Below are 21,916 nucleotides of genomic sequence, written 5' to 3'. Positions count from 1 at the left end.
ATGCCTCCTGTTCTTCGGCCATGGGTCAGAGCCGGTCCTCGAAGCTGCGCAGGCCCTTGCCGCGCTGGGCCTGTTCCACCAGCCTGGCCACGCGCTGCGCCAGCGCGTTCGCATCTTCGCCGGGCTGCTGGTGCACGTGGATTTCCACCTTGGCCGCTGCCGGGGGCGCAGCGGCGGCCACGCGCGCAGGCGCGGGCGATGCCAGCGCCATGGCCCCGGCGCCCGCCATGCGGCCCATGGCGCGCACGGGCCGCCCGCCGCCCTGTTCCAGCCCCATGCCAAGGCCAGCGGTCATGTGCCCGCCCATCTGCATCATCAGGCGTGAAGGGCTTTTGATGCCGAGATAGTTCTTGAAAGCGGTCATGCCGTTCTTCGCCACGGTGATGAGCTTGGCGGCGAGCGCCATGGGATTGATGGCCAGCAGGAGGCCATCCATCATCAACCTGCCGATGGTGCGCAAGCGATCAGGCAGGGCTGAAAGCGCGCCTTCCACGGCGTCCGCGCCCGCGCTGAACCAGCCCTTGATCGTTTCCCAGTTGGAATAGACCAGCCAGGCCAGCCCGGCGATGGCCGCGCCGATCAGGATCACCGGCAGGCTGATGGCCCCGGCAATGCCCGCCATGGCCCCGCCGATGATCGGCAGGGCCGCGCTGAACGCGCCGCCCACCGCCACCACCACCGGCGCCAGCGTGGCAATGGCCGATGCCACCCCCGCCACGCCGATCAGCACCGGACCCAGCACAGCGGCCGCCGCGCCCAGCACCACCACCCATTTGCGCGTGCCGGGAGACATGGCCGAAAACTGGCGGATCAGGCTGGTGAAAGTCTGGATCGCCGGGGTGAGTGCCGGGATCAGTTCCTGCCCGATCACCAGCAAGAGATTGGACCACGCCGATTGCCCGGCGCGAAGCTGGTTTGATGTGCTGCCCGACGTGCGCGCCAGATCGCCCTGGGCATTGGCGGTCTGCGCCATGATGAGGCCCGCGCGCGCCATGATCTTCTGCTGTTCGGTGAGTTCACCGTTCAGCGGCACCAGCCCCATCTTCAGCGCCTGCGCCTTGACCGCAGCCTCGGTCATGAACACGCCGAAATCGCGCAGCGGCTCGCTTTCGCCGGTGAGGCCCGATCGCAGCTTTTGCAGGGCGGTGCCCGGATCGACATTGTAGAAGCTGGCCAGATCCTGCGCGAGCATGGCGAACTGCTGGCTCATTGCCGCAGACCGTGCCGGATCGGCCTGATTGAAGAAGATGCCGAAGGTATTGGCCGCCTGCATCAGTTCCACATTGGTGCGGCCGATGGCATCGCCGGTGCGCTGCGCCCAGGCTTCCATCATCGCCCCGTTCGCCCCGAAGGTGACATGGAAGGCGCTTTTCAGTTCCTCGGCGTCCATGGCGGCAATGAAGGCCTGCCGCCCGAAGGCGACGAGCGGCGCGGTGACGGCGACAGAGGCGGCAGCGCCGGCCTTTCCGGCAGCGGCGGCAATGCCGGAAAAGCGGCCCTCGATCCGGGCAATGCGGGTGAGCCGGTCCTTCTGCCGGTCAAGCTCGCGGTTTACTTCGGCTAGCTGGGCTTCGAGCCGGTTCTGGTGGTTCACAAGGTTGGTCACGTTGCCGCTGGCGCCCGCCATGTCGCGGCCCACGGCCTTCAGTTCGGTCTTGAGGCCGCGCGCCTGGTCCTGAAGCGCGCGGATGGACTGGTTGCCCGCGCGGCTCGCCCCGATGATGTTCCTGAGGCCGCCTGAAAGCTTGTCGATCCCGGTGAACTGGACCAGCAGATTGAGCTTGTTCGACATGGCTTCGCTCCGATGCAGCGCGGCAGGGCCGCCGGTTCAGTCCATCCGGGGCAGGCGGTCCACGGCGCGCGCCTGCCAGTAGATCAGTTCTTCAAGGTCCATTCCGGCCAGTTCCGAAAGCGGCCAGTGAAACACGGCGGCGACATCGGCAATCACTTCGCCGATGGAACCCCAAGCAGCCGGTTGATGGCCGCCTTCATCTCGGCGCTCATAAAAAAACCCTTCACCGCGCCCGCCAGCTCGATCAGGTCATCGCTTTCCATGTCCTCGATCTCGGCGGCGATCAGCGCGGGTTCGGAAATGCGCGGCACCAGCACGATCAGCGCGTTGACATCGGTCTGATAAACATCCTCGATCTTCAGCCCGCGCAGCGCGCCCGCCTTGGGCTTGCGCAGGGTGATCTCGGCAATATCGCCGCCCGCGCGCCGGATCGGCGTGTTCAGCCTGATCTTCACGGTCTGCGCGGCGGCATCTGCCTGGGGGGTGGCATCGGCATCGGTCATCGGCGGGGGCCTTTCTGCTCAACATTGCGGGGATTTCCGGAAACCGGCGGCATGACGCCGAAGGCGGCATCAGTCCGGTTGACCTCAGGAAGGTCTCCCTGCCGGTGGCCCCCGCTGAACCACCGGCAGGAAGCACGTCAGGCGCCGATGGCGGCGCGAATGGCAGCGCGGCGGTCCTGCCCGAAGACGCGGAAAATCCCGCCGATCATGTCGATCTCGATCCATACCGCGCCATCGACCTGGAGCTTGTAGTAGCTGCACACGGCCTTGAAGGTCTGTTCGGTATCATCGCCGGGCTTGGCGCTGCCCATGTCGATTTCCATGGTGCGCCCGCGCGTGATGATTTCGCACGATACCACCTGCCCGGTGGCATCATCCTGATAGGCCCCGGCAAAGCGGTTGAGCGTGGCATCCGCCGCGCCCGCGCCGAACTGGCGGAACAAGTCGCGCACAAGGCCGCCTGCCTTGAACTCCAGCTCGATCTTTTCCAGCCCGAAATCCACCGGCACCGGGCCTGCCATGCCGCCCGCGCGGTAATCTTCCAGTTTCAGCGCCAGCTTGGGCAGGGTCACTTCGGTGACGCGCCCCTTGTAGCTGGTGCCATTCTCGAAAAAGTTCATGTCCTTGAGTTTTGCCGGAAAGCCCATGGTGCAGTTCCTTTGTGGTCAACCGGGCTGATGCCCGCTTCGCGTTCATGCCGCCGGTTTCCTGGGCGGCTCGCGCCGCCGGTTCCGGCGAAGGGGAAAGTCAGGCGCCCTGCGATTGCAGCCCGCCAAGCTGCTGCAAAAGATCGGCATAGTAGCGATCGGTGATGCGCTGGTTCAGTTCCAGCCCTTCAAGCGGGGCAGCAGGCGTGAACTCATAGTCGATCACCAGCTTGCCTGCGGCGAGATCGGCCGCATCGTTGAGCGCTTCATCGAACCATGCCCGCCCGCCGATCAGGCGCTGCTGCGCCACCAGCGCGCGCAGGCGGGCATTGATCGTCTCGATTACGTCCTTCACCAGGAACGCGGTCAGCGGCTTGTCGGCCGCCCACATCAGCCCGGCGGCGATTTCATCCTGAAGCACTTGGCTGGTGCGCACCGCGCTTTCGAAGGAGAACAGCGGTTCGGCGGCGCAGGTGCGGTTGCCCCAGTAGATGAACCCGCCCGCCGGGCTGCGCACCAGCGTGGTGATCTGCGCATCGTTGAGCGCCGAAACATCGGTGGTGGGATCCTGAATATCGAAGAACAGGCTTTTCGAAACGCCGGTGACGCCCAGCACCTCGACATTCGAGATGGTCTTGTGCCAGCCCGTTTCCTCATCGATCCGGGCGCGCAGGCCCAGCGCGCGGGCCACCGCATCGCCCGAAAAATCGCCGGTCCAGTTCGGCCAGATCAGCATCAGTTCGCGCGCGGAGAAATCGGCGCGATAGGCCGCCGCTTCGGCCACGGTATCGCCTTGCGCTGCGGCATAGACCATGCCGCGCAGCTTCTTCGCCACCGGGATCAGCGCGGCCAGCACCTGTTCAGTGTCAAGCCCCGGCGCGCCGATCACGCGGGGGCGCTGGCCAGTGGCGGCTTCTGCCGCCAGCAGGGCATGAAGGCCCGAATAATCGCCCGCCGAACCGATCACGGCATCATCCTGGTCATCGTTGTCGATCGGCACGCGCACCACCACCACGAAGGGGCTGGCCTGATCGTAGATCGCCTCAAGCGCCGGGCGCAGCGTGCCGCCCGTGCCCGCATCGGCAATGGCGCGCCGCACATCGGTGACAAGCACCGGGGTGTTGACCGGAAAGGCCGCATCAAGCGCGGCGGTGGCCGCCCCGGCGGCAGCGCTGGCGGTGCAGACAAGGCCGATCACCCCGGTGGCCACGGGAGAGATCGGGCGGGTGCCGGTGGTCAGCACATTGGTCTTGATGCCGTGCATGAAATGCTCCTTGTTTGGTCAACCGGGCGTTTGGCTTTCGCCCGGACTAATGCCGACTGCGTCATCATGCCGCCGGGCTTGCGGCGGGCTTCGCCGCCGGTTCGGGGATGATGGTTCAGCTCGTGTTTCTGCGGGCGATCGGAATGGTCAGGCGGGTCAGCGCATTGGCCGCGCCCTGGGTGCGGATGCCGGAAATCGTGACCACGGCCTGCCCCTGCGCCAGATCGCCGCCGATCTGCACCTGGGTGAGGGTGAGGCGCGGTTCCCAGCGCGCCAGCGCAATGGCGATGGCCATTGAACACAGAAGCGCGGTGGCCGGTCCCAGCGGGCGGTCGATCAGATCGAACAGCAGGCAGCCGTAATCGCGCCGCATCACCCGGCTGCCCAGCGGCGTGGTGATGATATCGGCGATGGACTGGGCAAGGTGATCGTCGCCCGAAAGCGCCGTGCCGCGATCGCGCGACATGCCGGAAAGGCTGGCCGAACTCATGCCGGAGGCCCGCTTTGCGCAGCGCCTGCGGCAACGCCGGTGTGGCGATGATCCTTCAGGCTTTTCCCGCCGCCGATCACGTCATCGCTGGCGGTCACGGTCTGGCTTACCGAAAGCGCGCCGGTGATCGCCACATCGCCTTGCAGATCGATCCCGCCATCGCTGATTAGCACCGTGGTGGCGCCCGATGGCAGTTCAAGGCGCAGCTCGTGCGCTTCGGGATCATAGCTGATGGCCGCGCCATCGCTGAAGCGCAGCAGCGCCACCGGTTGATCGGTGGGAGGGGGGAAGGCATTGCAATGCAGCCCGCCCACGAAGACTGCGCCCGCCAGTTCGCCGCCGGGGCACAGCAGCAGGCCCTGTTCGCCCACCGCCGGCGGCAGCCAGGCGCGCACATCGCCCATGCGCGGGTGCAGCCAGCGCAGGGGCGGGCTGATGGCATCATCGCCGCCGGTGCCCGCATCATCCAGCCTGACCGTGCAGGTGCCCGCCGCCGGATCGACCGACGCGATCCGCCCTACCCGGATCAGGGCATCGGCATCGGTGGGGGCATCTTCGGGTGTGCGTGGCATGGCGCAGACCATGCCGCGCGCCGCGCGCCGCGCCACCCGGTGCGCGTTGTGCGCGCACCTGCCACAACGCGCGCGGGTGGCAGGATGGCCCGATGGTGCGCCAGTGGCCGGATCAGACGCCCTTGGTCTGGATATAGACCCTTAGGCTATAGTTCTCTGCATTATAAACGGTTACACCCGAAAGCGTGACCGAGGAAATCCCGGTGTTCTCTTCGGCGTTGTTTGCGGCAAAGATCCCGACACCGGCGACAGGGTTGATCCAGCTCGAATGCGGGACAGGCACCAGGTATGTGGCAAATGCGTTGGCTGGAACATCAAGGAACCCCCAGGTTTCCTTAAGGCCATCCGAATAGACCAGATAGCCGCCGTTTTCGGTGATGCTGGAGGAAGCAACGCGCCGAAATGCCGAAGAGTTGTGTCCATCGAGCAGATCGGCATCGAGGCCGCTGCCCGCGCCATCGACATTAAGCAGCAGCGCCAGGATGTTCGCCGCTGTAAACACGCTGGAATTGAGCGGCACATAGCCGAGGCGCGCCGGGATGTTGGTATAGAACTCGGAGCTTTGCCCATCGAGCAGATCGGCATCGAGGCCGCTGCCCGCGCCATCGACGCTGAGCAGCCATCCCAGAATGGCCGAACGCGCAGCCGCAGGCGTAAGCGCGCGGGCGCTGTCAGTGCCGGTCTGCGCTTCGGCGTTGGTCGCCAGTTCAACAATACCCTGCCGTTCGGTGGTGGCCGAAGGCAGCATGAAATCGGTCGATCCGAATGTGATGCTGGCCGCGTTAATATCGGCAAAGACGATATCGAACGCGGCGAGCGCGACCGAGGATGCTGTCTTGTTCAGAATGGGATCAGTCTGACCTGTGCAGGCGAACAGGGTTCCATCGGCAAGATAAAGAGCCAGACTTCGCAGGGCATAGGTATCGCTGCTTTCATCGCGCATCGTCACGTGAAGGGTATCATCGGCGATGACTTCACCGGCAATGGCCGAAAGGCGCTTGATTTCGGATGGCAGCGCCGAAAGCGTCGGCACGGGGGCGGTGAAAGTGGCCGAAATGCCGATCTGCGCAATCGTCACCGGAAGGGTGCCGTTGTTCGCCGCGTTGACCAGGGCCGCGCGGCCCGCCGTGGTCACAACCAGATTGAGAGACATGGCACGGTGCTCCAGAAAGAGGGATCATGAATGGGCCGAATGGCGCGTGCGAAGGGATAAGGCATCAGGCAGCCATCACGCTGACGGTGCGGTCATCGAGACACGGACCAGCACGGCAGCACGCACGCCGCCGCGCAGCCCGATCGAGCCATTGAAGTTCTGCGAGAGCGAAAAGGTGAAGTGGCTGCGCAGCGGCTTGGCGGCTTCGACCGCGCGGATCACTCCATCAATGAATGCCGCGCTGGGCGGTCCGGAACCGCTGGAAAGCGATACTGCCAGGTTGAAGGTATGTGGATCGGCGGGCGGGTCCATCTCCCACCATTCCTTCAGCGAAACGGTGCCGCCGAGACCAGATATGATGGTCTTGACGCTTGAAGCCGTGCCCTTCCGGCGCTGGGCAGGGATGGCGCGGGCAATCTGGGCGCGGCGCACATTCTCGCTCCAGGCCGGATCCCATTCATCCACCGAGACCGCCCAGGCAAGCCATGGGAGCATGGCGGCGGGGCAATCCGCCGGCGACCAGAAGGCCCGATAGGCGGTTTCGATGGCGCCGATCCGGCTTTGTAACAGGGCATCAAACACGCGTTCGAGCGGGGTTGCGTTGGGCGGAAGCAAGCTGATGCACGCATGGTTGTTCGGGGCAGGCATCATGCGTATCCGCCATCGACAAGCGTCACCGATGTGCAGTGCGGCGCTTCGACATTGCTGATGGGGATATCCGCGGCGGGCGCGGTGAGCAGGACATTGTGCATCCCTTCAACCATAAGCGCCCCGATGATCCCCGCGCGCGTTACGGTCCGCCCGATGCCGCGCGCCGAAGCGATGAAGGCATCCAGCGATGCGGCGGCGTTGGCCTGCACAAGACTTTTGTCCGGGCCGGGCCTGAAAACCAGCGTGGCAGTGATCGAAAAGGCAACGATCTGGGCAGATTGAACCGTCACAAGATCAGTGATGGGCCGGATCGTGTCAGCCGACAGCGCATCCTCGACCTTCTCGATGAGGGCAGGGGCTGCCTCTCCATCTCCTGTTCGGGAAAGCACCGTGACAACCACCTCGCCAGGGGCGGGACTGATGGCGCTGGCATCGAGCACATCCGGATCAGCCGAAAGCGCGTGGAAGATATAGGCACCGCGCGGGCCAGCAACCGAATATCCCTCTGGTGCCAGGACAAGACGGCGGCGAAAATCCTCGTCGGTCTCGGTCACGGCAGCCACGCCATTGGCCGGGTCGGCCGCCACGATGATTTCCCGCTTCACGCCCAGCAGGGCGCCAAGCTGATCCAGATCTGCGCCCTGCGCATAGGCGACCATCACCGACCTAAGGCCCGCATTGCGGGCCGCGCGCCAGATCATTTCTCGATAGGCGCCCAATTCGATCAGCTTGATGACCGGATCGCTTTCCAAGGTGGCATCGAAGGTGATGCCCGCCTGCGCAGCCATATCAAGGAACTGGGCCAGCCACTGGCTGCGCAGCGTTTCGAAATCCAGCTCCTCGATCGCCTGGGGGGGCGGCAGGCGTGAAAGATCAACCCCAGTGAAGCTGTTCTGCGATTGTCCCGACATCATTCCTCCGGCGGCGCGTGTCCAATGAACTGCGATGGCAGGTGGCGGCGGTCTGCGCGCAGGCGCAACGCCCGCGCGCTGTAGCTGAGCGCGCCACAACACGGCCGCGATGCGCAATGTGCCGGTCAGCGCCATGATCGGGCCGAAGCGGACCATGGCAGCACTGCCATGCCGAAGGGGAAACCATGATGAGCAGCGTTCCGATCTTTCTGTTTCGCAGGGGCGAGCCGATCATCGTCGGCCACGAGGTTATCTCCGGAGATCCCGATGGCCTTGTGGTCGAAGCCTTGCTCAAGCGAACGACCGGGCAGATCGTTCCTCCGGCAGAAGCGCCGGTGGTGGCGGCATTTGCGGTGAGCTTCACCGCAGCGGTCGGAGATGATCCTGCGCGATGGTTCCTGACTATCCCGGCAGAGGTAAGCGCAAGCCTTGATCCGGGGCATTATGCGGCCGATCTGCGCTTTCTGCGCGATGGCGCAGTCGTGGCGATATCCGGGCCTGCCTTCGTGCGCCTGGCGGAAAGCGTGTGTGGATGACGCCGGGCTTCACGGGAGCGGCCATCGATGCCGGGGGCGCGCCAGTCCTCACCCGCTGGTTCGCGCCTGAACGCGCCATTGCGACCGCATGGTTCGGCCCGGAAGCTGCGATATTCCGTCCTGCGCCGCGCAGGCCCGATCCAGACTCGATACCTGCCGTCATCGCCCCGAAGGGACCGGCAGGACCGCAAGGGCCGAAAGGTGATACCGGCGATACCGGCCCGCAGGGACCGGCAGGGCCGCAAGGGCCGAAGGGTGATACCGGCGATACCGGCCCGCAGGGACCGGCAGGACCGCAAGGGCCGAAGGGTGATACCGGCGATACCGGACCGCAGGGACCAGCAGGGCCGCAGGGACCGAAGGGCGATACCGGCGATACCGGGCCGCAAGGGCCAGCAGGGCCGCAGGGACCGAAGGGTGATACCGGCGATACCGGGCCGCAAGGGCCAGCAGGGCCGCAGGGACCGAAGGGCGATACCGGTGATACCGGGCCGCAAGGGCCAGCAGGGCCGCAGGGACCGAAGGGCGATACCGGTGATACCGGGCCGCAAGGGCCAGCAGGGCCGCAGGGGCCGAAGGGTGATACCGGCGATACCGGCCCGCAGGGACCGGCAGGACCGCAGGGGCCGAAAGGTGATACCGGCGATACAGGCCCGCAGGGACCGGCGGGACCGCAAGGGCCGAAAGGTGATACCGGCGATACCGGCCCGCAGGGACCGGCAGGGCAAGGGGTGCCGACCGGTGGCAGCACCGGCCAGGTGCTGGCGAAGCTGACGGCGGCAGATTACAATACCGGATGGGTTACGCCTGCCACCGGAACGGTTACGAGCGTCGCCGCATCGGGTGGTTCCACTGGCCTGACATTCTCTGGAAGCCCTATAACCAGCAGCGGCACTTTGACGCTTGGTGGAACGCTGGCGCTTGCCAGTGGAGGCACTGGGGCGACAACAGCAAGCGGTGCGCGAACCAATCTTGGCGCCGCGGCATCCGGGGCTGTTGGTTCCAGCGGGCTGACAATGGCGACTGCGCGGCTTCTGGGCCGTAGCACGGCCAGCACCGGCGCCATCGAGGAGATCAGTGTAGGAACAGGGCTGTCACTGTCATCCGGCGTCCTAAGTGCTAACGGCGGCGGCGGAGCCAGTGAATGGACAGAAATTGCCAGCGTAACGCCAACCGGCGTCTCCAGCGTAGACTTCGCCAATCTAAAAACGACAGTCTACAACGACCTGCTGATCGTTTTTGAAGGCTTGAGCCACGACAGCGGTTCAAACACCACTTTCTCCATCGCAATCTCGGCCAATGGAAGCACGTTTGGCAACGCATATGTCATCACCAATTCTGTCGCTGCCACTGCGGTTTTGCACGGCGGACGAATAATTCCGAATTTCCGTGCGAATGCCGGTCTTTCGGCCAGCGGCCCCACCACGATCAATGACCTGGGCCAGGCCGCATCGCTTGCTGCGGCAAATTCGGCGTGGCGCTGCAACGGCGGGATCGATGCCATCCGCATTGCAACAGGCGCGGGCAATTTCGATGCCGGGACGATCCGGCTGCTGGGGAGATAGGCATGGGCAACGCGATCAGGATAGACGCGGCCACGGGTGAGATCGAACGTATAACGGTTGATGCTCAGGCGGCAGTTCCAGAAGCCATCTCGATGCGGCAGGCACGCCTTGCGCTGCTGCGCGCCGGTTTGCTGGAAGTGGTGGATGCCGCAATCGCGGCCCAGAGCGGCGTTGAAGGCGAAGCGGCGCGGATCGAGTGGGAATATGCCGCAGATGTCAGGCGCGACAGTTCGCTTGTGCAAATGCTCGCACCGGTCATCGGATTAAGCGCGGAACAGGTTGATGCCTTGTTTGTAATGGGGGCTGGGCTGTGATGTGAAACTGCCCGCCCCCGCGTTGTCGGCTTCGGGCTGACAACGCCGGGGCGCTGATCGGCGCGCACGCGGGGGGCATGGTGGGCCGTGTCATCATGGGAGCCGCCCGGATCATGAACCTTTCGCCCCATTTCACGCTTGCCGAGATGACCCGTTCGGCCACGGCCGTGCGGCGCGGGATCGACAATACGGCCCCGCCGCCGGTGATCGCGGCGCTGCGCCTGCTGTGCGCCGAGGTGCTTGAGCCGGTGCGCGCGCATTATGGGCGGCCGGTGATCGTCACCAGCGGCTATCGCAGCCCGGCGCTGAACCGCGCGATCGGCGGCAGCGCCAGCAGCCAGCACAGCCTGGGCGAAGCGGCCGATTTCACCGTGGCGGGCATTTCCAACATCGCGGTGTGCCGCTGGATCGAACAGAACCTGCGGTTCGACCAGCTCATCTACGAGTTTGGCGAGGCCGGGTGGGTTCATGCCAGCTTTTCCGCGCGCCGCGCCCGCAACCAGACGCTGACAGCGCGGCGGACGGCAAGCGGGCAGACCACCTATCTGCCGGGGATCGTGGCATGATCGAGGCGTGGCTGAAGCGCAACCTGTGGCGCGCGCTGGCTGGCGCCCTGGCGCTGTGGTGCGCGGGCCTGCTGATCGAGATCCACGGGCTGCCGGTTCTGGGCGGCGGGATCAGGGCAGGGCTGGCCGCCTGCCGCGCCGATCTGGCCGCCATCCGGCGTGCGCAGGCCGAAGCGGGCGCAGCGCAGGCCGCCGTCAATGCGGCAGAGGAGCGGCGCAGCGCCGCCAATGCGAAAAGGAGCGAAACCGATTATGCCCACGATCTTGCGCGCGCGCTGGCTGCTGGCAGCGCTTATGCTGGCAGCAATCGCTGCCCCGCTGGCGGGCTGCGGCCCGAAAGTGATCGAAGCGCGGCCAGCCAAGCCCCTGCCGCCGCCCCAGGTGGCAGTGCCGGGCTTCCTGCAAAGCTGCCCGCCGATCCCTTCGTGGCTGTCAGCCGTGCTGATCTGCAGGCCTGCACCGCCGCCGTGACCTATGCCGTGGCCGCCCACAACTGGGCACAGACCCTGCCGCGCGAGGACGACCGCGCGCCGGAGCGATGAGCGCGCAGGGATAATCCCCCGCAAGGATACGAAGGAAGGGCGCGCCGCATCCGGACCGGCGCGCCCATTTTCATTGGGCGTAAACCACCGATCATCGGGCCGATTCGACCTTCAGTTTCATGCCGAATGCACGCAGCAGGGCAACCAGCGTTTGCAGCGATGGATTGCCGTTTTCGCCCACGGCCTTGTAAAGCCCTGCACGGCTGATGCCGGCCTCGCTGGCGATGCGCGTCATGCCGCGCGCGCGCGCCACGTTGCCCAGCGCATTGGCGATGATCGCGGCATCGCCATCCTCGAACGCGGCATCGAGATAGAGACGGATTTCCTCTTCGCTGGTGAGATGCTCTGCGACATCATAGGTTTTCAGTTCAAGCGCCATGATCAGACTTCTTTCGCAAGCTGGATGGCAAGGGCGATATCGCCGTCCTGCCCCTTCTTCGTGCCGCCACACAACAAAATCACCAGTTCGCCCGCGCGTTCGGTGAAATAGATCCGGTAGCCCGGCCCGAAATCCACCTTCAGTTCGCTGACACCACCCTTCAGGTTGCGGCAAAGGCCGGGATTGCCCAGCGCCAGACGATCAATCCGGATGCGAATGCGAGCAACGGCGGCGCGGTCCTTCAACCCCTCCATCCATCGATCGAACTGCTCAGTTGTCTTGACCGCCCTCATGTTCACTATAATAGACGATGTGGCGGGAATGTCAACTATAGTAAGCAGCCTTCGACGGTGCCTTCGAAGCCGACCGCAACCTCATAGCCGATCCACGTATCCGAGGCAGGCAGGCGTTGCGCCTGCCTCTGGGGTGCGGCCTCTAGTCAGGGGCTTTCAGGCCTTTTTCCACGAGGCGGCGGATGGCCTCTGCGCGAGGGGGAAGGCCGGGTTGCGTTGCACGCCACTGGTCAACGCGGTCGAACCATTCGGAAGGCGCTTTCATTTCAAAGCGCTGCATTGGGCTAGGCTTTTTCATACGTGCGATACGTATCACCCGTTGACAGTGAATGCAAGAATACGTATCTAACGTATCAACCGGGGTGGAAGTCGGAAGCTACCACCCCGGTCTAACCTCAACCGATCACACGGAGATCAGGTCAATGGCTAAGACGCCCTATACACCCGCTTCGCGCGCAAAGGCAGCGCAAAATCCGCATCAGACCGCGAAACTGCGCCTCAGCCGCGAAGACCTGCTGCGCCGCCTGTGGGCAGAACATGCGCCCGACGGGAGCGCGCTGTGATGGGCGCGCGTTACGCGGTGGACCCGCTGGCCCTGATCGGCGCGGCACGCGCAAGCCTGTTCCGCATGGCCGAAAACTGCCTGGACACGCCGCGCATGGGCCATGCGCTGGATCTCGACGTGGTGCGGCTCGATCTGGACGAAGCGATCGACATCATGGCGCCATGCCCGCTGCGCGAGGCAGTCGGCCGCGTGCGGGCCGAGCTGGGCGCGCTGGATGTCCATGATCGCGCCCTTTCGCTCGATGATCTGGGCAGCATCTACCATCTGGCCGAACTGCGGCTTGCCCGCGTGGAACTGGCGCTGATCGAGACCGGCCATGCCGGGCTGGAGAAGGCGGCATGAAGCGCGCCGACCTGGTGATCCGCCATCATCTGAAGCTGCGGCTTCCGACGCGGCCCTGCCGCACGCTGGCCGATGACATGGCGGCCCTGCCTGTCAGCCGCTTCGGGAATATCGATCCCGATCTTGAACTGTTCACCTGGCCCGACATGATCGACCAGACCCGCATCGCCGATCCGGCCACGGCGTTCTGCGGGGCCTTTGCCGATGATGACATGGAAATGGATGACGGGGTCTAGCCTTCCAGCATCTTCAGCGCGGCGTCGGTTATCGCTTCCAGGTCTTCCGGGCCGAAGCCCAGCAGGCGGCGTTCGGGATAGGTTGCGTAGATTTTCCTGCCTGCCGTTGATCCGCCGCCCGTGTTGGCCCCAATCCGGCCAATCGGCACAGTGCGGCCTTCCTGATGGATCAAAGCGATATAGTTCGTGAAGCGGTTCCAGCCATAGCCGACTTCAACATGATCCTGTGAAGTTAGAACCTTGAGGCTTCGGGCCAGCCTGATCTTCGGAAACATCTTCGCGGTGCGGCGGATGCGGCCCTTGCGGTCCTTCATCCGCTTGCGCTTCTTGCGCGGCGCCATGGCGCTGCCATCGGGCTGCACGTTGGCGGCGATGCGGCGGGCATTCAGGCGGCGGGTTTCCTCGCCGATCTTGCGCAGAACCTTGCGCCGCTGGGCGGGGCCAAGCCGGTTGAGATACGCGGCGAGGAAGGGTTCCAGTTCGGCCAGATCATCGGCCATGCCTGATCCTTTCGATCAGGGCGCAGCCGCGCCGGGGACGGGCGCGACCTGCACGGGCGCCGCGCCATTGGCGCGGGTCCATAGCGAGGTGATGGGACCGGCACCGCTGCGCAGCGGTTCGGCATCGGGGAAAAGCGGGGCTTCATCCTGCACTTCCAGATGCCATGCGCCATCCCCCGCCGCGGCGGCGGTGACGATTTCGCGCAGGGGCAGCACCATCTTCACATCGAAGGTGCGTTCATCCAGCACGTCCACCTCGAAGGCGAAGCCGGGGGCATTGGGCTGGGTCACATCGGGCTGCTGGCTGCGCAGCCAATCGACCACGGCGAAGAACAGCGCTTCGGGCGCGTGGGTGAAATCTTCGGCCACCAGCGTGAGCTGGTATTCCAGCGCGAAGCCGCGCTGGCCATTGCACCCCGCGCGCACCTGCCCGGTTTCCACCCAGAGCGCGAGCTTATCAGGATCGCGCGCGTAATCGGGGAACAGCGCGGTGATCGCGGCGCGCAGCAGGGCGGGCTTCTTCATCAGGCAGTGCCTTTCACGCGGCGCGCGGCGCGGCCCGGCCGGGGCGGGGGCGATGCGCTCTTTCGGGCAGGGGCGGCATCCAGCGCGGCCACGGCCAGCGTCAGCCCCGCCACGGCAGCTTTCAGCGCGCGTCCGGATGCGGCGCGATCAGCAGGGGCGGCCATCACCGGCCCTTTCCTTCGCTGCTGGCGCCGGTGCTGGCGTTGATCGCGTTCGTGAGGTTGGCGAGCGCCGTGGCCAGTTCCTTGTCGGTTTCCACGCGCTCGCCATCAATCTTGTCGCGCCGCATCTGCTGCCAGATGAGATAGCCGACAAAGGCCCCGGAAGGGCCGAAATTGGTGATGATCTGCGATAGGATCGTGCTTTCCATCATCAGTCCCACAGGTTCACGGTTGCGAGAACCGGCACGGGCACCGGGATGGTTCCCGCAGCATCGGTGCCGGGCAGATCGGGCAGGATCACGGCTGTGCCTTCGGGCAGGAACGGCCCCAGCACGGCCAGCCCCGGATTGGCATCGAGCGCGGCTTCGACCACGCCGCCCGCCGTGGTGCCCAGCACGCGCCAGCAAATGGCATCGATCGTATCGCCCTGGCGCGCGGTCACGGTGCGGGGCATGGATCGCCTCCCTGCGGCGTTCCGGTGCGGCGGCTGCGCCAGAACCGGCCCGGCGGCCCGCACTTTTCGCGGCCGCGCTGGGTGCGATGGCCAGTGCGTTCCTGATCGGCCGGCACCATCAGCGCGCGGCGCGCCCCGCCCCGGCGCGGGCCATCGTGCCGGGAAAGGCCGCCCACCGCATTGACGGGCCGCGCGCAGAGAAAGGTTCCGCCCGAAGGCCCCGGCGGGGGCGGCAGGCCATGGGCGCAATCATCGCAGAAGCGGATCATCATCAGATCAGCTCCACGGCCACGCGCGGCACGCCCAGGATATCGCGCACGGCCTGGGTGGCGAGCTTGCGGTAATCCTCGGCCGTGAACATCCGGGGTTCGGCGCGGGTCTGGCCATCGGTGGTGGCGGACAGATCGCGGTGCAGCTCTGCCAGTTCGGCCGCCGCGTGAAAGCGCACCGCGCGGGTATAGAGCACGGTCAGCCGGTGCTCGCCGCCGATGGTGCGTTCCGGCTCCACCTCGGCCAGCGCTTCATGGCTGTCGGCCTCGCGCGAGGCGCGCCAGAGCGCCAGTTCCCCTTCGACTGTCAGCAGCGCGCCCTCGATCGCGCCGACAAGCCGCGCGTGCGTGACCTGATCGGACAGGCGCAGCGCCTGGCGCATGGCGGTGACATCGATATCGGGATACCAGCCATCGCCCGCCACGACCGAGGCCGGGGGCGATGCGGGCGATGGTGGCAGCGCGACGAAGGTCATCTTCGGGTTCCAGTTCCAGCGGAGACCGCCGGCATGGCCGCGAAGCGGACATTAGTGCGGTCGACCATCAATTAACGGGGGTGAGGTTGAGCGGCCTTGCGGCGGATGCCTTCGGCCCTCGCCCGCCCCCGGCGCGGGTGGCGCAGCTCGTCAATCAGGGTTCGGGTTCGGGTGCGGGTTGGGGTGCCTTTTTCAGTTCGCGATCAATCGCTTCGATCAGTTTCTTGACGCCTGCCCCCCGATCGAGGGCGAGCGCCTGGGCAAAGCTGGCGCGGGCCTGCGCCAGAAGCGCCGCCCGCCCGCCCGCCAGCGCGCTGGGCGCGGCCGGATCGAAGGCTTCGGCCTCTGCCGCCAGGGCAAGGCCGATGGCCTTGGCCAGCTTGGCGCGGACCTGATCGAAAATATCGTGCCCTTCAACCAGGGCGGCAAAGCGCTGGAGCCATTCGCGGCTGATCGGCGCCGGGGCATTGGCCGCGCGCGGGGCAAGGCCCGCCTCGGCCACCTCTTCGGCAATCAGCGTGGCCGGGGTGCGGCGATAGCGTTCGGGCAGGGCAAGGCCATGCCCCAGCACATGCGCGGCAAGGCGGAAGGCGAGGGTCCAGTCGGCAATATCGAGCGCCCAGATCAGCATGTTGCCCACGATTTCATCCTGCGCGGGCGGGCTGGCGGCGAGCGCGCCTTCCACCCAGGGCAGATACTGGCCGATCATGGTGCGCTTGGCCTCGATCTTGCGTTCGGTGCTCTGGATCTGGCGCAGGCGGTTCATGTCAAGCTGGAGCGCGGCCAGAAGCTGCTGATATTCGGATGCCACCGGGCCGCTTTCGGGCATGGGGCGGGCCGGGGCAGGGTCCGGAAAGCCATCGCGCCAGATCGCATCCCGGCGCGGCTCCGGGCCGGGGATCGCGCCGGGGATCGGGCTGGCCTGCGATGCGAGCTTGCGCTGGAAGCTGGCCTTGGCGGGCGAAATCATGGCTGCGGCTTTCCGTTTCTGCGGCGAAAAGGGGGATGCCCGGCCCGCCAGGAGGAGCAGGCCGGGCACGGGGGCTTTTATGCGTCGTGCGCCTCGATGTTTTCCACCATGCAGGCATATTCGAGGTTTTCGATCACGTAGGCCTCGTTAGAGGACTGATAATCGGTCACGCGGTCGTATTCCGGCTCGTCCTTGATCAGGCGGCGGCGCTTGCCATCCTGATAGTAGATCGAGAGGTTATCGGGCCGGGTGATGAGCACCGTGCCGCCGGGGAAGCCCGGCACGCGCATGGCGGGAAGGCCGCCGAGGCGCTTCGTGCTCATGATGACATCGCGGGCGAGCTGCTCGGTGGGCTTTTCATCGGCGTTGACCATGGGGAAATACTTGTCGTGCAGCAGATCGCTGCCGACGATGGCCACCAGTTCGGTATCGTTCTTCGCCCATTCGGCCAGGAGCGTTTCCTTGGCATCCCAGACCAGCGCATCAAGCGTCCTGTAATCGGCATCGGCATGGCTGCCATAGGTGACCTTGCCCGCCAGATCGCTGCCTTCGTCCATGACACGGGCGGCGTTTTCAAGGCGCATCTTCTGGAGCCATCCCACGTTCACATCCTGAAGCGCGGGATTGGCATCGCGATCGGTGGCGGCCGCCGCGCTGGTGCCGTTGAAGCCGATCAGGATGCGGTCAAGCGCGATGCGCTGCACCACGTTATCGCGCCAGATCGTCTCGAAATCGGGGAACTTGGCCCACATGTCGACCTTGGCATAGCGGGCGGACACGTCGAAGTTGGTCTGCACGCAGGTATAGGTGCGGCCGTCCATCGCCGAAGGATCGATGCCGTTGCGGCGGTTGCCCGCAGCCGTATTGGTGCGGCCCGCGATGGTGGAGCCGATGCCCAGGCCGATCAGTTCGCCCTGCATCTCATCGACCGGCGCGATGTTGATCATCGACAGGAACTGGCTGCTGTCCTGGATGCGCTGCTCAAGGCGCTGCTGCACCGAAGGTTCGACCGTGAACTTGGTGGTCTGCGCGGTGGCGGCATCGATGCCGTTGAGCAGCGCGATCTGGCCGACCATCGCGTTGAACCTGGCCCTGGTTTCGTTCTTCATGGGATTTCCTCAAATCTGGGGGAGGGGTGGGCGCGGGTTTCGGGAAATGGGCGCCGGGCCGATCAGCAATCGGTCCGGGCGGCGTTGACGTTGCCCCCGGTGGCGGCGGCGCGCTGGACAAAGCCCTGCGCATTCGTGCCGGGGACGGCGGCAGGGGTGCCTTCGAGCTTTTCGGCCAGGGCCTTCACATCGGCGGTGAGCCTGGCGATTTCGGCCTTGGTGCCATTCGCCAGTTCGGTCATGCTGGTGGCCATCTGCGTCATCAGCGCGCCGATGGCGGCGAAGCTGGCGGCATCTGGGGCAGGGGCGGCGGGCGCAGGTTCAGCCGGGGCAGGGGCAGCCGGGGCATCCGCTGGCGCCGGGGCGGCAGGGGCCTGCGCGGCAGGCTTGACCAGCCCATCGAAGAACGCCTTGATCGAGGCGAAGACGCCGGTTGGATCAGGATTTTCAGCAGGCTCTTCTGCCAGCACGATCTCGAACTCGGTCGCGGCGGTGAAGAGATTGCCCTTGTCCTGCTTGCGCGCGGCCAGCGGGTTGTTTTCGCCCTGGCTGGCGGCAAACTGGAGCATCTCGGTGCCGAGGCTGGCGGGGCTGTCGGTCACGGCAAGGCCGACGAGATAGGCCTTCCCGGTCTGGGCGAAGTTGGGGTTGATCTCGATCGAGGTGTAGAGCTTCTGCCGGTCCTTGTTGATGGCCAGCAGTTCGTCGGTCACGTCGAGTTCGGCAAAGAGCGCGAGGCGCTTTTCCTTCCGGCCCGCCAGCTCGATCTCGACTTCCTCGGTCTTGAGGCTGAGCACATCGCCATAGGCCTTGAAGGGCTTGTCCGCGGTGATGCCGCGCACGTGCTCCATGTTGATCCGCGCGGCATAGGTTTCGCGGTTATAGGTGGCGGCGGCATCAATCAGCCACTGGCGTTCGATGGTGCGGCCATCGGTGGTCTGGCCTTCCACGGCCACCCGGTAAAATCGCGTCTTCGCCATTGCTTCGGCTCCGGTCCTTTGGTGGGGCCGGTCGCTCGTGCGGGCGCTTCCGGCTGATCTGACAGGTCCACAAAAGACGGGCGCGCTGGCCTATTCGCAACGCGGGCGCGTTGTGCGCGCCAGGGTCACAACACGGCGGGGGCGCGCGGGCGCGGCCAAGCGCCATAGCGTGCACCGCCATGGAGCAGCGCGAAGACCAGGATCAATTGGCGCAGGCCCCATCCGGCGGGGATGAGGCAGGGCGTGCGCCGCGCGGGCCGGGCGAGCACACCCGGCTGAAGGCGCGCGCGCTCTACTGGCGGCACTGGACCATGCAGCAAATCGCCGATGAACTGGCCGTGCCCTATTCGACCGTGGCAAGCTGGAAGACGCGGCACAAGTGGGATGATGCCCCGCCGATCGCGCGGGCGGCCGAAGGCACGCTGGAACGCTATCTGGCGCTGATCGACAAGGACAAGAAAACCGGCAGCGATTACAAGGAGATCGACCTGCTGGGCCGCCAGATGGAGCGCCTGGCCCGCATTGAACGCTATCGCGAAGGCGGCAACGAGGCCGATCTGAACCCGAAGCGCCGCCATGGCGCGCGCGCCGCGAACGCGAAGAAGCAGGAGGCGAAGAACCTTATCACGCCGGAAATGGCGGCAAGGCTGCGCGCCGACATGGAAGGCCAGCTTCATGGCCGGCAGAAGGGATGGCTGCTGACCAGCACCGCGTTCCGCACGCGCATGATCCTGAAATCGCGGCAGATCGGGGCCACCTGGTATTTCGCGCGCGAGCGCTTTCTGGTGGGGCTGGAAACCGGCAAGAACCAGATCTTCATCTCGGCAAGCCGCGCCCAGGCCAACATCTTCCGCGCCTATATCGTGCAGTGGGTGCAGAAGGTGTGCGGCGTCACACTCAAGGGCGATCCCATCGTGGTGCAAAGAGGTGCCGTGCCAGGGAGCGCCGAAGGTGATCCCATCGAGGCATTGGACCCCTTTGAGCTGCACTTCCTGGGCACGAACTATCGCACCGCGCAGGGCTATCACGGCGATGTCATCATCGACGAGTGCTTCTGGATCTATGGCTTTGAAGAACTGTTCAAAGTGGCGAGCGCCATGGCCACGCAGAAGCAATATTCGATCACCCTGTTTTCCACCCCCAGCACCCTGGCGCACGAAGCCTATCCGCTGTGGAGCGGCGCGCGATACAACCGCAGGCGGCCCAAGGCCGATCAGGTGCAGATCGACATCAGCCACGAAGCGCTGAAGGAGGGGCAGCTTGGCGCCGATGGCGTGTGGCGCCAGATCGTGACGATCCACGATGCGGTTGAGGCAGGCTTCGATCTGGTCGATCCCGCGCAGCTTCAGCAGCAGTATTCGCTGGAAGAGTTCGACAACCTGTTCCGCTGCGTTTTCCTGGACGACAGCCAGAGCATGTTTCCCTTCCAGCTCATGCGGCGCTGCATGGTCGATAGCTGGGATGCCTGGGCGCATGACTTCCAGCCCTATGCCCTGCGCCCCTATGAAGGCGAGGTCTGGCTGGGATACGATCCCAATGCCAGCGAGAGCGGAACCGGCGATGATGCCGCGCTGGTGGCCGTGGCGGCCCCGGCAAAGATCGGCGCCAAGTTCCGCGTGCTGGAAAAGAAGCGCCTCAAGGGGCTGGATTTCGCCGCGCAGGCCGAAGCCGTGCGCGAGATGCACGACAAATACAACGTCACCAAGATCGGCATCGATGTGACCGGCGCGGGCAAGGCGGTTCACCAGCTGGTGAGCAAGTGGTTCCCCATGGCCCACGCCATCACCTATTCGGTGGCCACCAAGACCCAGATGGTGCTGAAGGCCAAGAACGTCATCTCATCGGGCAGGCTTGAGTTCGATGCCGGGTGGCTGGACCTGATGCAGGCCTTCATGGCGATCCGCCCCGAAATCACGCGCGGCGGCACCCAGGTGACATACGTGGCGAGCCGCGCGGGCGATACCGGCCACGCCGATCTGGCCTGGGCGGTGATGCACGCGCTCGCTTTCGAACCGCTTGACATTACCGAGCCTGCCAGCGGCGGGACCACCGTGGAGATCTTCGACGATGCCTGAAACCGAAACCGCGCCGCCTGCCGGACATCTGGCCGGAAATCTGGCCGCAGCTCCGGCCGGAAGCCTTCCTGCCGTGACACCTGAACCCGCGCGCGAGGTGGCCTTCACCTTCGGCGATCCGGAAAGCGTGATCGACCGGCGCGAAATCTTCGACATGTTCGAGGTGGCGCACAACAACCGCTGGTATGAACCGCCCGTCAGCCTTGCCGGGCTTGGCCGCGCCTATCGCATGGCCCCCCATCACCAGAGCGCGATCCTCTTGAAGCGCAACCTGCTCACCGCCAGCTTCGTGCCTTCGCGCTGGTTTTCCATGGCCGAGTTCGAGCTGTTCGCGCTCGACTGGCTGGTGATGGGCAATGCCTATCTCGAACGCGCCGACAATCTGGCCGGAAGGCCGCTGGGCCTGCGCTGTTCCAAGGCGGCATGGACGCGGGTGGGGCTGGCGCCGGGGCAGTTCTTCTGGGTGCCGCGCACCGGGTGGATCAGCGATGCCACCGAATACCGGCCGGGCACGATCCTGCACCTCAAAGAACCTGATCCCATGCAGGAAATCTACGGAATGCCCGAATATCTATCGGCGCTGCAATCGGGCCTGCTGAACGAGGCAGCGACGATCTTCCGGCGGCGCTATTACCTCAACGGAAGCCACGCGGGCTTCATCCTCTACCTTTCCGACGAAGGGATGAGCGATGCCAGCATCGAGGCCGTGCGCAAGGCGCTGCGCGGGGCCAAGGGCATGGGCAATTTCCGCAACCTGTTCATCCATTCGCCCAAGGGCAAGCCCGATGGCATCAAGCTGCTGCCCATCGCCGAAGTGGGATCGAAGGACGAGTTCCTGAACATCAAGAGCGTGACCGCCGAAGACCTCCTGGCCGCCCACCGCGTGCCGCCGCAGCTTCTGGGGATCGTGCCCAAGAACACCGGCGGCTTCGGCAACGTGAACGATGCGGCGGCCGTGTTCTATGAAATGGAAATCCTTCCCATCCAGCGCCGGATGCTGGCGATCAACGAATGGCTGGGCGTGGAAGCCGTGCGCTTCGAACGGCCCGCGATTGCGCTGGCGGCGGGATAGGGGA

Annotated in this window: 32 protein-coding genes; 10 read left to right on the top strand and 22 right to left on the bottom strand. The window is 65.6% G+C overall.

The genetic code is table 11. The features are described 5' to 3' along the window. Positions 1-25: 25 nt before the first annotated feature. The 10 genes from DKM43_RS16745 to DKM43_RS02370 all read right to left on the bottom strand — a co-directional run bounded on the left by DKM43_RS16745 (position 26) and on the right by DKM43_RS02370 (position 7,983). Positions 26-1,792, bottom strand: coding sequence for a phage tail tape measure protein (locus DKM43_RS16745; protein ID WP_109796855.1), 1,767 nt, complete (start codon positions 1,790-1,792; stop codon positions 26-28). A gap of 36 nt (positions 1,793-1,828) precedes the next feature. Continuing rightward, the gene (locus DKM43_RS02410; RefSeq protein ID WP_269089599.1) at positions 1,829-1,948 is read right to left on the bottom strand and encodes a GpE family phage tail protein; all 120 of its coding nucleotides are present in this window, start codon (positions 1,946-1,948) and stop codon (positions 1,829-1,831) included. After that, positions 1,945-2,295 carry a phage tail assembly protein gene (locus tag DKM43_RS02405; RefSeq protein ID WP_109796854.1) on the bottom strand — a complete coding sequence of 117 codons (351 nt, stop codon included), beginning with the start codon at positions 2,293-2,295 and terminating at the stop codon, positions 1,945-1,947. Before DKM43_RS02405 ends, DKM43_RS02410 begins: the two co-directional genes overlap by 4 nt. Before the next feature lie 137 nt (positions 2,296-2,432). After that, positions 2,433-2,942 carry a phage major tail tube protein gene (locus DKM43_RS02400; RefSeq protein WP_109796853.1) on the bottom strand — a complete coding sequence of 170 codons (510 nt, stop codon included), beginning with the start codon at positions 2,940-2,942 and terminating at the stop codon, positions 2,433-2,435. A 100-nt stretch (positions 2,943-3,042) separates the two neighbouring features. Beyond that, positions 3,043-4,206 carry a phage tail sheath subtilisin-like domain-containing protein gene (locus DKM43_RS02395; protein WP_109796852.1) on the bottom strand — a complete coding sequence of 388 codons (1,164 nt, stop codon included), beginning with the start codon at positions 4,204-4,206 and terminating at the stop codon, positions 3,043-3,045. A 115-nt stretch (positions 4,207-4,321) separates the two neighbouring features. After that, positions 4,322-4,696, bottom strand: a complete 375-nt coding sequence (locus DKM43_RS02390; protein ID WP_109796851.1) for a GPW/gp25 family protein — start codon at positions 4,694-4,696, stop codon at positions 4,322-4,324. After that, positions 4,693-5,268 (bottom strand): phage baseplate assembly protein V, encoded by a 576-nt coding sequence (locus DKM43_RS02385; RefSeq protein WP_109797061.1) that lies wholly within the window; start codon positions 5,266-5,268, stop codon positions 4,693-4,695. Before DKM43_RS02385 ends, DKM43_RS02390 begins: the two co-directional genes overlap by 4 nt. Before the next feature lie 112 nt (positions 5,269-5,380). Beyond that, positions 5,381-6,421 carry a hypothetical protein gene (locus tag DKM43_RS02380; RefSeq protein ID WP_109796850.1) on the bottom strand — a complete coding sequence of 347 codons (1,041 nt, stop codon included), beginning with the start codon at positions 6,419-6,421 and terminating at the stop codon, positions 5,381-5,383. Positions 6,422-6,496: 75 nt separating this feature from the next. Beyond that, the gene (locus tag DKM43_RS02375; RefSeq protein WP_236632337.1) at positions 6,497-7,072 is read right to left on the bottom strand and encodes a phage tail protein I; all 576 of its coding nucleotides are present in this window, start codon (positions 7,070-7,072) and stop codon (positions 6,497-6,499) included. Further along, positions 7,069-7,983, bottom strand: a complete 915-nt coding sequence (locus DKM43_RS02370) for a baseplate assembly protein (RefSeq protein WP_109797059.1) — start codon at positions 7,981-7,983, stop codon at positions 7,069-7,071. Before DKM43_RS02370 ends, DKM43_RS02375 begins: the two co-directional genes overlap by 4 nt. A 185-nt stretch (positions 7,984-8,168) precedes the next feature. Between DKM43_RS02370 and DKM43_RS02365 the strand changes: the two genes are divergently transcribed. From DKM43_RS02365 to DKM43_RS02345, 5 genes are all read left to right on the top strand, one after another. After that, positions 8,169-8,519: a hypothetical protein gene (locus DKM43_RS02365; RefSeq protein WP_109796849.1), complete on the top strand. Its 351-nt coding sequence runs from the start codon at positions 8,169-8,171 to the stop codon at positions 8,517-8,519. After that, on the top strand, positions 8,516-10,084 hold the full coding sequence (locus DKM43_RS16615) for a collagen-like domain-containing protein (RefSeq protein WP_109796848.1): 1,569 nt from the start codon (positions 8,516-8,518) through the stop codon (positions 10,082-10,084). Before DKM43_RS02365 ends, DKM43_RS16615 begins: the two co-directional genes overlap by 4 nt. 2 nt (positions 10,085-10,086) lie before the next feature. Next, positions 10,087-10,398, top strand: coding sequence for a hypothetical protein (locus tag DKM43_RS02355; RefSeq protein WP_109796847.1), 312 nt, complete (start codon positions 10,087-10,089; stop codon positions 10,396-10,398). Between the two features lie 113 nt (positions 10,399-10,511). Continuing rightward, positions 10,512-10,964 (top strand): D-Ala-D-Ala carboxypeptidase family metallohydrolase, encoded by a 453-nt coding sequence (locus tag DKM43_RS02350; protein ID WP_109797058.1) that lies wholly within the window; start codon positions 10,512-10,514, stop codon positions 10,962-10,964. Next, the gene (locus tag DKM43_RS02345; protein WP_109796846.1) at positions 10,961-11,506 is read left to right on the top strand and encodes a hypothetical protein; all 546 of its coding nucleotides are present in this window, start codon (positions 10,961-10,963) and stop codon (positions 11,504-11,506) included. The genes DKM43_RS02350 and DKM43_RS02345 overlap by 4 nt, the downstream gene beginning before the upstream one ends. A gap of 91 nt (positions 11,507-11,597) precedes the next feature. Here DKM43_RS02345 and DKM43_RS02340 read toward each other — a convergent pair whose 3' ends face one another. Next, on the bottom strand, positions 11,598-11,885 hold the full coding sequence (locus DKM43_RS02340; RefSeq protein ID WP_109796845.1) for an addiction module antidote protein: 288 nt from the start codon (positions 11,883-11,885) through the stop codon (positions 11,598-11,600). A gap of 2 nt (positions 11,886-11,887) precedes the next feature. Continuing rightward, positions 11,888-12,178 carry a type II toxin-antitoxin system RelE/ParE family toxin gene (locus tag DKM43_RS02335; protein WP_109796844.1) on the bottom strand — a complete coding sequence of 97 codons (291 nt, stop codon included), beginning with the start codon at positions 12,176-12,178 and terminating at the stop codon, positions 11,888-11,890. Between the two features lie 422 nt (positions 12,179-12,600). Here DKM43_RS02335 and DKM43_RS16430 point away from each other — a divergent pair, with 422 nt between their 5' ends. Genes DKM43_RS16430 through DKM43_RS02320 form a run of 3 tightly spaced genes read left to right on the top strand, consistent with a single transcriptional unit; the run spans position 12,601 to position 13,321 of the window. Next, positions 12,601-12,741 (top strand): hypothetical protein, encoded by a 141-nt coding sequence (locus DKM43_RS16430; protein ID WP_161554017.1) that lies wholly within the window; start codon positions 12,601-12,603, stop codon positions 12,739-12,741. Then, positions 12,741-13,085, top strand: a complete 345-nt coding sequence (locus DKM43_RS02325) for a hypothetical protein (protein ID WP_109796842.1) — start codon at positions 12,741-12,743, stop codon at positions 13,083-13,085. Before DKM43_RS16430 ends, DKM43_RS02325 begins: the two co-directional genes overlap by 1 nt. Next, positions 13,082-13,321: a hypothetical protein gene (locus DKM43_RS02320; RefSeq protein ID WP_109796841.1), complete on the top strand. Its 240-nt coding sequence runs from the start codon at positions 13,082-13,084 to the stop codon at positions 13,319-13,321. Before DKM43_RS02325 ends, DKM43_RS02320 begins: the two co-directional genes overlap by 4 nt. Here the strand turns inward: DKM43_RS02320 and DKM43_RS02315 are convergent. From DKM43_RS02315 to DKM43_RS02275, 10 genes are all read right to left on the bottom strand, one after another. After that, positions 13,318-13,821: a phage virion morphogenesis protein gene (locus DKM43_RS02315; RefSeq protein ID WP_109796840.1), complete on the bottom strand. Its 504-nt coding sequence runs from the start codon at positions 13,819-13,821 to the stop codon at positions 13,318-13,320. The genes DKM43_RS02320 and DKM43_RS02315 overlap by 4 nt on opposite strands. Positions 13,822-13,836: 15 nt before the next feature. After that, positions 13,837-14,346: a phage tail protein gene (locus DKM43_RS02310; RefSeq protein WP_109796839.1), complete on the bottom strand. Its 510-nt coding sequence runs from the start codon at positions 14,344-14,346 to the stop codon at positions 13,837-13,839. Continuing rightward, positions 14,346-14,510: a hypothetical protein gene (locus DKM43_RS16425; RefSeq protein WP_161554016.1), complete on the bottom strand. Its 165-nt coding sequence runs from the start codon at positions 14,508-14,510 to the stop codon at positions 14,346-14,348. The genes DKM43_RS02310 and DKM43_RS16425 overlap by 1 nt, the downstream gene beginning before the upstream one ends. Further along, positions 14,510-14,716 (bottom strand): hypothetical protein, encoded by a 207-nt coding sequence (locus DKM43_RS02305; RefSeq protein ID WP_109796838.1) that lies wholly within the window; start codon positions 14,714-14,716, stop codon positions 14,510-14,512. The genes DKM43_RS16425 and DKM43_RS02305 overlap by 1 nt, the downstream gene beginning before the upstream one ends. Positions 14,717-14,718: 2 nt before the next feature. Further along, positions 14,719-14,961, bottom strand: a complete 243-nt coding sequence (locus DKM43_RS02300) for a tail protein X (protein ID WP_109796837.1) — start codon at positions 14,959-14,961, stop codon at positions 14,719-14,721. Continuing rightward, on the bottom strand, positions 14,946-15,233 hold the full coding sequence (locus DKM43_RS02295) for a hypothetical protein (protein ID WP_109796836.1): 288 nt from the start codon (positions 15,231-15,233) through the stop codon (positions 14,946-14,948). The genes DKM43_RS02300 and DKM43_RS02295 overlap by 16 nt, the downstream gene beginning before the upstream one ends. Beyond that, complete coding sequence (locus tag DKM43_RS02290) at positions 15,233-15,706, bottom strand: head completion/stabilization protein (RefSeq protein ID WP_109796835.1); 474 nt, start codon at positions 15,704-15,706, stop codon at positions 15,233-15,235. Before DKM43_RS02290 ends, DKM43_RS02295 begins: the two co-directional genes overlap by 1 nt. 154 nt (positions 15,707-15,860) lie before the next feature. Continuing rightward, complete coding sequence (gene gpM, locus DKM43_RS02285) at positions 15,861-16,676, bottom strand: phage terminase small subunit (RefSeq protein WP_236632335.1); 816 nt, start codon at positions 16,674-16,676, stop codon at positions 15,861-15,863. A 77-nt stretch (positions 16,677-16,753) separates the two neighbouring features. Further along, entirely contained in the window at positions 16,754-17,785 is a 1,032-nt protein-coding gene (locus tag DKM43_RS02280; protein ID WP_109796834.1) for a phage major capsid protein, P2 family, read from the bottom strand. A gap of 62 nt (positions 17,786-17,847) precedes the next feature. Next, positions 17,848-18,765: a GPO family capsid scaffolding protein gene (locus tag DKM43_RS02275; RefSeq protein WP_109796833.1), complete on the bottom strand. Its 918-nt coding sequence runs from the start codon at positions 18,763-18,765 to the stop codon at positions 17,848-17,850. Between the two features lie 179 nt (positions 18,766-18,944). Here DKM43_RS02275 and DKM43_RS02270 point away from each other — a divergent pair, with 179 nt between their 5' ends. Both DKM43_RS02270 and DKM43_RS02265 read left to right on the top strand, forming a co-directional pair. After that, the gene (locus DKM43_RS02270) at positions 18,945-20,840 is read left to right on the top strand and encodes a terminase large subunit domain-containing protein (RefSeq protein WP_109796832.1); all 1,896 of its coding nucleotides are present in this window, start codon (positions 18,945-18,947) and stop codon (positions 20,838-20,840) included. Beyond that, the gene (locus DKM43_RS02265; RefSeq protein WP_109796831.1) at positions 20,833-21,912 is read left to right on the top strand and encodes a phage portal protein; all 1,080 of its coding nucleotides are present in this window, start codon (positions 20,833-20,835) and stop codon (positions 21,910-21,912) included. The genes DKM43_RS02270 and DKM43_RS02265 overlap by 8 nt, the downstream gene beginning before the upstream one ends. Positions 21,913-21,916: the final 4 nt, after the last annotated feature.

The sequence above is a fragment of the Novosphingobium meiothermophilum genome, from assembly GCF_003171715.1.
Taxonomy (GTDB): domain Bacteria; phylum Pseudomonadota; class Alphaproteobacteria; order Sphingomonadales; family Sphingomonadaceae; genus Novosphingobium; species Novosphingobium meiothermophilum.
This window is presented reverse-complemented; position numbering and strand designations above follow the sequence as displayed.

Bases quoted from the DNA above. Each gene is read 5' to 3' on its own strand.
- DKM43_RS16745 (WP_109796855.1), bottom strand. From the start codon at position 1,792: ATGTCGAACAAGCTCAATCTGCTGGTCCAGTTCACCGGGATCGACAAG.
- DKM43_RS02405 (WP_109796854.1), bottom strand. From the start codon at position 2,295: ATGACCGATGCCGATGCCACCCCCCAGGCAGATGCCGCCGCGCAGACC.
- DKM43_RS02400 (WP_109796853.1), bottom strand. From the start codon at position 2,942: ATGGGCTTTCCGGCAAAACTCAAGGACATGAACTTTTTCGAGAATGGC.
- DKM43_RS02395 (WP_109796852.1), bottom strand. From the start codon at position 4,206: ATGCACGGCATCAAGACCAATGTGCTGACCACCGGCACCCGCCCGATC.
- DKM43_RS02390 (WP_109796851.1), bottom strand. From the start codon at position 4,696: ATGAGTTCGGCCAGCCTTTCCGGCATGTCGCGCGATCGCGGCACGGCG.
- DKM43_RS02385 (WP_109797061.1), bottom strand. From the start codon at position 5,268: ATGCCACGCACACCCGAAGATGCCCCCACCGATGCCGATGCCCTGATC.
- DKM43_RS02380 (WP_109796850.1), bottom strand. From the start codon at position 6,421: ATGTCTCTCAATCTGGTTGTGACCACGGCGGGCCGCGCGGCCCTGGTC.
- DKM43_RS02375 (WP_236632337.1), bottom strand. From the start codon at position 7,072: ATGATGCCTGCCCCGAACAACCATGCGTGCATCAGCTTGCTTCCGCCC.
- DKM43_RS02370 (WP_109797059.1), bottom strand. From the start codon at position 7,983: ATGTCGGGACAATCGCAGAACAGCTTCACTGGGGTTGATCTTTCACGC.
- DKM43_RS02365 (WP_109796849.1), top strand. From the start codon at position 8,169: ATGATGAGCAGCGTTCCGATCTTTCTGTTTCGCAGGGGCGAGCCGATC.
- DKM43_RS16615 (WP_109796848.1), top strand. From the start codon at position 8,516: ATGACGCCGGGCTTCACGGGAGCGGCCATCGATGCCGGGGGCGCGCCA.
- DKM43_RS02355 (WP_109796847.1), top strand. From the start codon at position 10,087: ATGGGCAACGCGATCAGGATAGACGCGGCCACGGGTGAGATCGAACGT.
- DKM43_RS02350 (WP_109797058.1), top strand. From the start codon at position 10,512: ATGAACCTTTCGCCCCATTTCACGCTTGCCGAGATGACCCGTTCGGCC.
- DKM43_RS02345 (WP_109796846.1), top strand. From the start codon at position 10,961: ATGATCGAGGCGTGGCTGAAGCGCAACCTGTGGCGCGCGCTGGCTGGC.
- DKM43_RS02340 (WP_109796845.1), bottom strand. From the start codon at position 11,885: ATGGCGCTTGAACTGAAAACCTATGATGTCGCAGAGCATCTCACCAGC.
- DKM43_RS02335 (WP_109796844.1), bottom strand. From the start codon at position 12,178: ATGAGGGCGGTCAAGACAACTGAGCAGTTCGATCGATGGATGGAGGGG.
- DKM43_RS16430 (WP_161554017.1), top strand. From the start codon at position 12,601: ATGGCTAAGACGCCCTATACACCCGCTTCGCGCGCAAAGGCAGCGCAA.
- DKM43_RS02325 (WP_109796842.1), top strand. From the start codon at position 12,741: ATGGGCGCGCGTTACGCGGTGGACCCGCTGGCCCTGATCGGCGCGGCA.
- DKM43_RS02320 (WP_109796841.1), top strand. From the start codon at position 13,082: ATGAAGCGCGCCGACCTGGTGATCCGCCATCATCTGAAGCTGCGGCTT.
- DKM43_RS02315 (WP_109796840.1), bottom strand. From the start codon at position 13,821: ATGGCCGATGATCTGGCCGAACTGGAACCCTTCCTCGCCGCGTATCTC.
- DKM43_RS02310 (WP_109796839.1), bottom strand. From the start codon at position 14,346: ATGAAGAAGCCCGCCCTGCTGCGCGCCGCGATCACCGCGCTGTTCCCC.
- DKM43_RS16425 (WP_161554016.1), bottom strand. From the start codon at position 14,510: ATGGCCGCCCCTGCTGATCGCGCCGCATCCGGACGCGCGCTGAAAGCT.
- DKM43_RS02305 (WP_109796838.1), bottom strand. From the start codon at position 14,716: ATGGAAAGCACGATCCTATCGCAGATCATCACCAATTTCGGCCCTTCC.
- DKM43_RS02300 (WP_109796837.1), bottom strand. From the start codon at position 14,961: ATGCCCCGCACCGTGACCGCGCGCCAGGGCGATACGATCGATGCCATT.
- DKM43_RS02295 (WP_109796836.1), bottom strand. From the start codon at position 15,233: ATGATGATCCGCTTCTGCGATGATTGCGCCCATGGCCTGCCGCCCCCG.
- DKM43_RS02290 (WP_109796835.1), bottom strand. From the start codon at position 15,706: ATGACCTTCGTCGCGCTGCCACCATCGCCCGCATCGCCCCCGGCCTCG.
- gpM (WP_236632335.1), bottom strand. From the start codon at position 16,676: ATGATTTCGCCCGCCAAGGCCAGCTTCCAGCGCAAGCTCGCATCGCAG.
- DKM43_RS02280 (WP_109796834.1), bottom strand. From the start codon at position 17,785: ATGAAGAACGAAACCAGGGCCAGGTTCAACGCGATGGTCGGCCAGATC.
- DKM43_RS02275 (WP_109796833.1), bottom strand. From the start codon at position 18,765: ATGGCGAAGACGCGATTTTACCGGGTGGCCGTGGAAGGCCAGACCACC.
- DKM43_RS02270 (WP_109796832.1), top strand. From the start codon at position 18,945: ATGGAGCAGCGCGAAGACCAGGATCAATTGGCGCAGGCCCCATCCGGC.
- DKM43_RS02265 (WP_109796831.1), top strand. From the start codon at position 20,833: ATGCCTGAAACCGAAACCGCGCCGCCTGCCGGACATCTGGCCGGAAAT.